Below are 8872 nucleotides of genomic sequence, written 5' to 3' on the forward strand. Positions count from 1 at the left end.
CGTAAGGTGGACCTGGTACAAGAAGAAGTATCAAATATGCCAAGTTCTATTTTGGATGCAGCAAAAGCAAATGCTACAAGCCTTATAAATTCAGGGTTTGGAGGACATGTCCGTATGTATCCGGATCGGATTTTAATGATGGATACAAAAGATGAAAAGAGTGCGAAAAAGGTTTGGCAATGGAACTTGAATGGATTAGGGTATTCTTCCACAGGGGTGAATGGGCCATATGGAACTGCCATTACAAGTGACGGGAGAATTGTTGCGGATTTTATTACGGCGGGAACGCTCAGTGGAAATCTAGTGCAAGGCGGGGAAATAACAGGATCGACTTTAAAGACATCTCATTCAGCTAACTTTGTAAATATCTCTAAACAATTCATTCGTCTGTATGAGTCTTCGAAAGTACGAGCCTTTATTGGATATTATAAAAATAGTAGAAATGAAATACAGCCCACTTTTATTTTAGGTGGGGATTCAGATTCCACAGGGGCAAATGGAGCTATTATGGTATACCAATTCTCGGATACAAGTGTTAAGTCTGGTGGAATTGGAATCACAAAAGGACTCGATGGCAATGGATATTTGAATGCAGCTTCTTTATACTTTTCACAAACGGGGAATGCAATGCTCGATGCTGATAAAATGATTGTCTTAGATGCTCAAAGTGAAATGAGGTTTAAAGTCAAAGATCAGTTCCGCTTTTACCGAAATGATAATTGGATTGCAAGTATTGGGACTTCATCCGGAGGAGATACAGACATGATGCTCCCAAATGCGATGATACGAAATTCGAGTTGGGAAAATGGCTATCTTCAAATTAAGACAGCGCTGGGGACGTATTATCAGGGTGTCATTGCTTCAGATTTCAAAGTAGCTTCGAAAGCAACGTTTAAAACAAACATTAGACCAATTGCAGGTAGCATACTGAACAAGGTAATGGACTGGGAGATTAAACAGTACAATCTGAAAACAGATATCCCAGCCCTCTATGAAAGACGGTTGAATAGAAAAAACGGAGAGCCGACAATTACAACAGAGGCCATCCCAACTCATTATGGTTTGGTTATCTCGAAAGAATCGGAAGAAACGGGTGTGGGACTGTACAGTATGCTATCACAAGTAACAAAAGCGTTTCAAGAATACGTGACAAAAACGGATGCGAGACTGGAAGAAGTAGAACCGATACCACGAAAAGGAAATAGAAAGCATCGGAATAAGCAAAAGCGGCAGAAAAGACCGCTGAGACGGGGAAAACGCGAAGGGAAGGAGAGTGGTGTGCATGCGAAATGAGGAAATGATGATAGATGTAGCAGATCCTGTGTTTACAAAAATAATTCGTTCCAGACAAAATGATAAGAATGGGTTAAAGCTCACGGTATCAGCAAAAAACAAAGGACAGGATATAGATATAACAGGATGTACAGTAAAGTATGAAGCGACGAATGGGATGGGAGGGTTTATTCGAGATGACGTAGTCATAGTAGATGCGAAGAAAGGGATATTCTCTTACACACTATCCGAACAAGCTGTTTCTTCTGCATCGGAGTGGAGGGCTTATTTTGTCATTGAAAAACAAAATATAAGAATGAGTACACCTGATATACGTATTGTACTAAGAAGGGATGTCAAGGAAGGTAATATTCATATTGAAAACTACATCGCAGAGTTTGATCAGGCGCTAGAAATGGTGAAAGGGCACCGAAAAGAAATCGATGAAGCGAATCAGAAGATTGCAGCGCTTACGCCTTATATTCAAAAGAAGGTGGAGGAAACAGATGCGAAATGTAAAGGGGTAACGGAACGGATTCAAACGCGTGTAGATAGCGTTAGCAAACAAATAGATGCGATGGAGATTGTGAAGAAAGCGGGCGATACCATAACGGGATTGCTGGAATATAAGAGCGATCATGCCATTGTATTAGGAAGTCGCTCTTACAAGACGGTTATTCATAAGGGGGCGCAAGGAGAAGTGATTTTCGCCCCGTCTACAAAAGAACAAGGGGATACTTGGGATTGGTCCAAAAAGGTAGAATTTCGAACGGATGGAACAATGAAACAAGCAACTGATACGGGATGGATTACACTTCCTACAACTGGGGTAGAGAATGTTTCTGATAGAATTTTGAAGTACAAAAGAAGTGGGGAACAGATTAGTGTAATTGGTTCCGTTCGAAATCCTCAAAATGAGGCAGTATTCGCTACACTACCAGTTGGATTTAGACCCGTACAGCACATTGCTTTTCCAGCGCTGGCATATGGATATACACCCGCAGCTTGTGAAGTTACAATCAAACCTGATGGTGGGATTTTCGTGAACGGTGTTCCAAACGGAGGTACTGTTCATATTGCAATGAGCTTTTTAATTTAGTTATTACAAATCAAGCGTGCAAAAGCAGGTTTTTTAATTGTATAAAATTTTAAAAAAGAGACAACACTGTCTCTCTTTTTTATAGATGAGGAGTTGAAAAACACGAGTATTGAAATTGGTGTACTGATTGGAATATTATCGCTCCCAGCAGTTATTTTGTCTATGTATTCACTCACAAAGAGATTGTCTCATAGTATATATAGCTTGTTTTATATAAGTCCCACTTATATTTTCGACACCAACATATGTTTGTGAACTACTCGCCACTTAGCAAAGCTTGAAGTGGGAGCTTCTCAGTTCCACGACGAAAGCAACCTTTCGTCTCCTTGAGCGTTACTTCGGGGTGTTCCACCCCTAGATGCCCAACACTTGGACGCTCTCTTGGTACGGTTGATATTTTACGCAGGAACCGAATGGCTTGGTTTTCGCACTCTATTTTCTTCCTGCAACCTCATATATCAAGTTATCAAAGAGCTTCATATAGCTAGTTTATCAAAAGTGTTTGGCTATGCCAAACCGAAATTCATCTCCCACCTACCGTTGGGCTAGCGCCCTTCACACGCTTGAGGTAGGAGAATTCTTTCGGTAAATTCGTTAAATTTTCAAAAAAGGACGTGAAAGTATATGGAAGATTTACATGCAAAAGTTGATAGTTTAAAAGAAGAACAAAAAGAGATTAGGCGAGATAATCGGAATCTAGATACACGTATAACTATAAATGAAAAAGACATTTCTACAATTAACGAACAACTGGGAAAAATCCATCTCAATACAACATGGATTTTACGTATCGTCATTGGTACGATTGTTACAGGAGTTTTGGGAGTACTATTCAAAGGCGGGATTTAAGTGCGTCACATAATCTGTATGTAGAAAAGAGGGACAAAGGTATCCCTCTTTTCTTTGGAAAGGAGTGATTAAAATAGAGTGGTAATCTTTCATTTTTGCGTAAAGATGTAATTTACTTAGAGGTATTTGTAATGTATGCACATTGAGGAAACTTGTCTCATAATATATAGGGATTACTATAGTAGACTTTTTAGGGGCGTGATTGTATGCCAGATCTACATGCAAAAATCAATAGATTAAGAACTGAACAAAAAGAAATGGCAAGTGATATCCAAAATTTAGAAAAACGTACAACAATTAATGAGAAGGATATTTCGATAATTAATAACCAATTAGAAAAAGTTTGTTCGAACACAACATGGATTTTACGAATTGTCATGAGTGCAATCATAATGGCAATTTTAGGCTTGATTATAAAATTATAACTTAAAACGTTTATATATAAATGTAAAAAGGTAAAGAGTATCTTTGTTTCTTTTTAGAAGGAGATAAAATGTATGGTAATTGAACTAGGCATACTTATTGCAGTATTTTCACTTGCCATCAGCTATTTTGGCTATGCACTGAATAAGTCTAAATCCATCAAAGCAGATGGACAACAAAGTGCAGAGGTTAAAACAGAACTTGGTTATATCCGAAAAGGTGTAGACGATATACGGATTGATTTAAAGGCAAGTGAAAAACAAATGGTAGCACTAGGAGAACGCGTGACAAGAGTAGAGGAGAGTACGAAACAAGCGCATAAACGCTTAGATACAATCGAAAAGGAGAATAATTAGACTTGACAAAAGAACATATCCAAAAACGATTCCGCAACTGGAAAACATGGGTTGCGGTTTTTTCATTGCTCGGTTTTTTATGTACGAAGTTTGGTGTGCCAGAGGCAAAAACATTCTTAGATGAATTGGCGCCTTACTTGCTTACGGTAGGGATTACGCTTGGGATTTGGTCAGATCATGAAGGGAATCGGAAAGGGGATGTTGAATAATGGGTTGTTTTGCAGGATCAGGTGGTCATAACAAAATTGTACCAGGAGCAAATAGTCAATATGGAATCGAGCATGTGGAGGATAGACGTTTCTTAGACGCTGTTGCTATATATGTACAAGCAGCAGGTTGGAAATATGTGAATTGTTCCGATGAAGTAGGGACGACACAATATGATGTTTGGAATAATGCAGCTCATAATCACTTACGTGTGACGAATAGCAATGTAGATTTACAGTTTCATTTAAATGCTTCTCCAGGTGGTACAGGTTGTGAAGTTTGGCTACATCCTTCATACGGGGATAGAGAATTAGCTGCAAAGATTTCAGGGGCTATGGCCGGTGCATTTGGATTAAGAGATAGAGGAATTAAATTTTCAACAGAATTAGGTTGGATTAACAAAACGAAGACGGGATTACTTCCGGAAATTTGTTTTATTGATAATGAAGTAGATATGCAGAAGTATCGCGCGAACTTTGATAAAGCTGCTAAAGCCGTAGCCGAAGTTATTGTGGGGCAGTCTATTCAATCAAGCACATCATTATTGACAGGAGGAAATACGATGAAATGGACAATGAAATCAGGTGGGTTAGGTGCTAATTTAGCCCAAGAGATTATGGATAAACTTGCTGAGTTTAAAGTAAAAGGGAGTCTACTTTATGAAGGGGACGGCATTTTCTATCTACAATGCGAACCTGTGGAAGATCGTAATAAATTAGGTGCTATTACATGGTATTTCAAAGATTATAAAGGGTGGTATTGCGAAGTTTATCAAGTATAGGTATATAGCGCTTCCTGTTGAACGACCATACATGCAAAAAACTATGTTGGTGGCCTGGATTGCTTTTATATATAAAGGTTGTTTTAAGGATAATAAAAAATCCATCTTCCGGAGTTGAAAGATGGATTTTTTATAGTAAATTCTTGGTGTACTGTTAATCTATGTGTGTAGTGGAGTAAATATACCTATGCCTACTCATAATTTTTTTATAAAACCCTCAATTTGTTCTTCTTTACAATCTAATAAATTTGGATATTCATCAAAAAAATCAAAGCCTCATTCTTCTAATAGTTCTTGATAAGTATTTTTATAAAAATCAAAGATTCCCTTTCTCCGTAAGTCGTCTAACAAAGGCATAATTTCTTTTAATTTAGGCTCAAATCCAGCAGCAAGCGCAGTTAATTCTACTCGTTTCGAATAATAACAAATATAGGCTAGCTCATATTCAGTGAGTTTTGGCATAGGTTGTCCTTTCAATTTGTATGAGACTTAAAAATCTTTTAATGCTTCACGTAAAAAATCTTCAATTAAATCACTCTTTGCTCCTTTACCAAACTTTTTACCATAACGATCAAACTTTTTCGAAATGTCCTCACTAAGGTAAATGCTCCTTTGGATTTTCTTGGGTTTACTCGTTCTAGATGTGATGTTTTCTAATATTTGAGAGACACTAATATTGTTATTCATGTTAGTATGGAGTTTAATACTATCATTATTACTTATACTAGTATCATTATCACCTTTAGTACTATTACTAGTACTAATTTTAGTTTCAACCCCAGTACTAGTATTTGCAACATCACCAAAATCAACAAGTCGTTTCTTTTGTGCCAATTTCCTCAAGCTCCTTCCACAATTCAAAATAACATTGCCCAGCATCTTTAAACTTCTTCGACAAGGTTGCAGGAACATTTTCATAAGCGATAGATGATGCATGGCGAACGGTTCTTGGGATTACCGTTTCAAATACTCTTATATTATTTTCCAAGCAGTATTTCCGAGTGGATTGCAAAACATCTGAGTGAAGGGAGGTTCGTGAATCCACCAATGTCCCTAATACGCCCAAGATTTCCAAATCATTGTTATATTGTTCTTTAAACTCTTGAATAGTTTGTGTTACTTTAACTAGGGAGCGCATCGAAAATTGCTCAGGGTTAAATGGGATTAAAATTCCATCTGCAAAAGCAAATACATTGCCAACCATTAAACCTAGCGAAGGTGGTGTATCTATTATGATATAATCATATTTTTTTTGTAAATCTACACAGGCCACTTTCATGAGTAAAAAAGGATTAATATATTTATCTCTATTTCTAATTACTTCAAATTCAAACCCCACAAGATTATCGTTAGATGGAATAATATCAATATATTTATGAACTTTTACAATAGCTTCCTCTGTCGCACAATCGCCAACAAGGACATCATATATTGTCAAATTATATTTGTCTGGATTCTGGCCAAAGCTAAGTGCAATATTCCCCTGATTGTCACAATCAATAATTAAAACCTTTTTCTTTTTCTCTGCTAACACACCAGCTAAATTTACAGTAGTCGTTGTCTTCAAACTACCACCTTTATTGTTATTTACACAAATAACAGGCACCATTAAAAACTCCTCTCAACATTAACTTTAATATAAACTTTAGTCATAGTAATGATATTGAAATAAGTATTAGTATTGACGTTAAAATCAGTACTTTTGTTAGTACTATGATTGATGTTAATATTTACTGTATAATATCTATTCTCTCAATAAGACTCAATTCCTTCTCAAAAACAAAACACAAGCATAAGCGCAATGCTCATCCTCGTATTTACAAAACTAGGAACCTTACGTTACAATATTTGTAGAAAATAGTCAGAATAAATGTACAAGAGCCTTATTCTCTCCCTCGCCAAAGTTTGAGAATAAAGCTCCCTAGAAAGTTACACAAGGTGTCCAGACCCTGTTGTGAATTAAATTGTGTCTTTATAATAACAAATTTAAACCGGCAGGTAAAGTATAAATGTATCTTGTGTAGCTTCCTTTTATTCTCAAAAGGAGGCTTTTTTGTATGTCGGAAGCGATACAACTATCGCAAATCGAAACGTATATAGAAGAATGGCATGAATGTTATCTCTCCGAACTGAAAAAAACGGGTTATGTGGTGACATTAGATTTAAGTAAAGAAGAGTATAAACAAATTTGGTATGGGTTAAATGACTTAGAACACTTTCTCAGAAGCTCCAGATTGTCTCTTAAGGACATTTATGTCTCTCTGAATGCTTTTAATCACGGGAGTCGTAAAACGTCTGATTTGAGGCAAATACGTAATATAGGAGTAGATTTAGATTTTTATAAACTTGGGCTGACGAAAGAGCATGTAATGGAAGAGCTTACTAGATTAATTGCAAAAGGTACGATACCATGTCCGAATTTAATGTTACACGGTCGAGGAATGCAATTACTTTACAGCATTTCTGGCGGTGCTGCACCTATTATGGGGTACATGACTCAATACATAACGAATAACCTAATTAAGTCTTTAATGCATCTAGGCGCAGATGGGGCGTGTTCAGATTTATCACGTGTATTCCGTTTACCACATTCCGTCCACAGTAAGACAGGCAAGCAAATCGAAGTAGATATTTGGACGAAAAAAGAGTATCAGCTGATGGAACTCTATGAATATGTACCACCGATGGAGAAAAAGCGTCCTACGAAGCGTAAGGGTATTATACAGACGTTACCAGCACCCAAAGGTGTCATGACCCTCTACAGCCTAAATACAGCACGTAAAGTGGATTTAGAAAAGATTGTGGAGATGCGGAAAGGTGAAATAGATCATAGGCACGATATGACCTACATATATGCGTTCACAACGGCTCTGATTGTAAAGCATCAAGGTGCAACTCTGGAAATGACTTTGCAGTTGAATGATAGATTTACAGACCCGCAGAAAACAAGAGAAGTAGAACGTACTGCGAAAGATGCATATAAAGATGCAATCACATTCTTCGATGCATATGCTAAAAATGATTTCGAAATGAAGGGACTACCAAGAAATTTGATTAAACCAATGAAGAATACAACTGTAATGGACAAGCTGAATTTAAATTTGACGCAGGATGAGATTGAGCATTTGACAACGTTGATTAGTAAGGGGGAGAAACAAAGGCGTGATACAGTAAAAAAACGTGAACAACGTGGGTCTGTGACACGAGATAAATATTTAGCGCAAGAACAGGAGAAAAGAGTAGACCAATTAACTCAGCTAAAAGAAGTTATGGAGATACATCCAAAGGCATCTCAGCGTCAAGTAGCAAGAATTCTAGGTATCTCGGAGTCATACGTGCGAAAATTAAAACAACAACTTGTATAAAAAAGTGCGCACTGGTTGTCTGCTTAAAGCTGTTTTATTAATTGGACTATGTGTTCACAAAATAGGCCGGGGTGTTTGTTATGGTTTTTACTGCTTGTTTTTGGGCTGGGGTTGTTCTTTTGGGGGGAGGTTTGTCAGGATGTTTCAGTTGGCTTGAGCGGTTGTTTACTTTATAAGTGGTTGACTGTGTGATCTTGGAGTGTCTAGGGAATCGTTCCTATTTTTGGGTTGTAATTTTTATTTATAGTAAGGTACGTGAAATTATATTTTTTTAAGGGGCTTATTATTGACTATGAGGACAGGACAGGTGAACTACTCGCCACTTAGCAAAGCTTGAAGTGGGAGCTTCTCAGTTCCACGACGAAAGCAACCTCTCGTCTCCTTGAGCGTTACTTCGGGGTGTTCCACCCCTAGATGTCCAACACTTGAACGCTCTCTTGGTCCGGTTGATATTTTACGCAGGAACCGAATGGCTTGTTTTTCGCACTCTATTTTCTTCCTGCAACCTCATATATCAAGT

At 37.4% G+C, this 8872-nt stretch carries 10 protein-coding genes and 1 pseudogene; 8 read left to right on the plus strand and 3 right to left on the minus strand.

Annotated features, from left to right (window positions below):
- The 7 genes and pseudogenes from ACQRBL_RS30650 to ACQRBL_RS30680 form a co-directional block, all read left to right on the plus strand.
- Positions 1-1293, plus strand: a pseudogene (locus ACQRBL_RS30650) (phage tail spike protein); the annotation flags it as partial.
- Positions 1283-2371 carry a BppU family phage baseplate upper protein gene (locus ACQRBL_RS30655; RefSeq protein WP_411996677.1) on the plus strand — a complete coding sequence of 363 codons (1089 nt, stop codon included), beginning with the start codon at positions 1283-1285 and terminating at the stop codon, positions 2369-2371. The pseudogene ACQRBL_RS30650 and the gene ACQRBL_RS30655, both read left to right, overlap by 11 nt.
- Before the next feature lie 624 nt (positions 2372-2995).
- Positions 2996-3220 (plus strand): hypothetical protein, encoded by a 225-nt coding sequence (locus ACQRBL_RS30660; RefSeq protein ID WP_000389748.1) that lies wholly within the window; start codon positions 2996-2998, stop codon positions 3218-3220.
- A gap of 206 nt (positions 3221-3426) precedes the next feature.
- Entirely contained in the window at positions 3427-3645 is a 219-nt protein-coding gene (locus ACQRBL_RS30665) for a hemolysin XhlA family protein (RefSeq protein WP_001113017.1), read from the plus strand.
- A 72-nt stretch (positions 3646-3717) separates the two neighbouring features.
- Positions 3718-3999: a hypothetical protein gene (locus ACQRBL_RS30670; RefSeq protein ID WP_023523034.1), complete on the plus strand. Its 282-nt coding sequence runs from the start codon at positions 3718-3720 to the stop codon at positions 3997-3999.
- Between the two features lie 2 nt (positions 4000-4001).
- Positions 4002-4208: a hypothetical protein gene (locus ACQRBL_RS30675; protein WP_000159479.1), complete on the plus strand. Its 207-nt coding sequence runs from the start codon at positions 4002-4004 to the stop codon at positions 4206-4208.
- The gene (locus ACQRBL_RS30680; RefSeq protein WP_000501724.1) at positions 4208-4987 is read left to right on the plus strand and encodes an N-acetylmuramoyl-L-alanine amidase; all 780 of its coding nucleotides are present in this window, start codon (positions 4208-4210) and stop codon (positions 4985-4987) included. The genes ACQRBL_RS30675 and ACQRBL_RS30680 overlap by 1 nt, the downstream gene beginning before the upstream one ends.
- Before the next feature lie 276 nt (positions 4988-5263).
- On the opposite strand, the gene ACQRBL_RS30685 is transcribed toward ACQRBL_RS30680, so the two are convergent.
- From ACQRBL_RS30685 to ACQRBL_RS30695, 3 genes are read right to left on the minus strand one after another with little or no spacing between them, the layout of a single operon-like run.
- A complete protein-coding gene (locus ACQRBL_RS30685; protein WP_023524122.1) occupies positions 5264-5449 on the minus strand; it encodes a hypothetical protein in 186 nt (61 codons plus the stop codon).
- Between the two features lie 27 nt (positions 5450-5476).
- The gene (locus ACQRBL_RS30690) at positions 5477-5821 is read right to left on the minus strand and encodes a hypothetical protein (protein ID WP_097984080.1); all 345 of its coding nucleotides are present in this window, start codon (positions 5819-5821) and stop codon (positions 5477-5479) included.
- Complete coding sequence (locus ACQRBL_RS30695) at positions 5796-6596, minus strand: ParA family protein (RefSeq protein WP_000249389.1); 801 nt, start codon at positions 6594-6596, stop codon at positions 5796-5798. Before ACQRBL_RS30695 ends, ACQRBL_RS30690 begins: the two co-directional genes overlap by 26 nt.
- Positions 6597-7044: 448 nt before the next feature.
- On the opposite strand from ACQRBL_RS30695, the gene ACQRBL_RS30700 reads away from it, so the two are divergent.
- Complete coding sequence (locus ACQRBL_RS30700) at positions 7045-8352, plus strand: replication protein (RefSeq protein ID WP_097984082.1); 1308 nt, start codon at positions 7045-7047, stop codon at positions 8350-8352.
- Positions 8353-8872: the final 520 nt, after the last annotated feature.

The sequence above is a fragment of the Bacillus sp. AF62 genome (assembly GCF_050312695.1).
In the GTDB taxonomy this organism is placed as follows: domain Bacteria; phylum Bacillota; class Bacilli; order Bacillales; family Bacillaceae_G; genus Bacillus_A; species Bacillus_A cereus.

Coding starts and splice junctions, on each gene's coding strand:
- ACQRBL_RS30655 (WP_411996677.1), top strand. CDS start 1,283: ATGCGAAATGAGGAAATGATGATAGATGTAGCAGATCCTGTGTTTACA.
- ACQRBL_RS30660 (WP_000389748.1), top strand. CDS start 2,996: ATGGAAGATTTACATGCAAAAGTTGATAGTTTAAAAGAAGAACAAAAA.
- ACQRBL_RS30665 (WP_001113017.1), top strand. CDS start 3,427: ATGCCAGATCTACATGCAAAAATCAATAGATTAAGAACTGAACAAAAA.
- ACQRBL_RS30670 (WP_023523034.1), top strand. CDS start 3,718: ATGGTAATTGAACTAGGCATACTTATTGCAGTATTTTCACTTGCCATC.
- ACQRBL_RS30680 (WP_000501724.1), top strand. CDS start 4,208: ATGGGTTGTTTTGCAGGATCAGGTGGTCATAACAAAATTGTACCAGGA.
- ACQRBL_RS30685 (WP_023524122.1), bottom strand. CDS start 5,449: ATGCCAAAACTCACTGAATATGAGCTAGCCTATATTTGTTATTATTCG.
- ACQRBL_RS30695 (WP_000249389.1), bottom strand. CDS start 6,596: ATGGTGCCTGTTATTTGTGTAAATAACAATAAAGGTGGTAGTTTGAAG.
- ACQRBL_RS30700 (WP_097984082.1), top strand. CDS start 7,045: ATGTCGGAAGCGATACAACTATCGCAAATCGAAACGTATATAGAAGAA.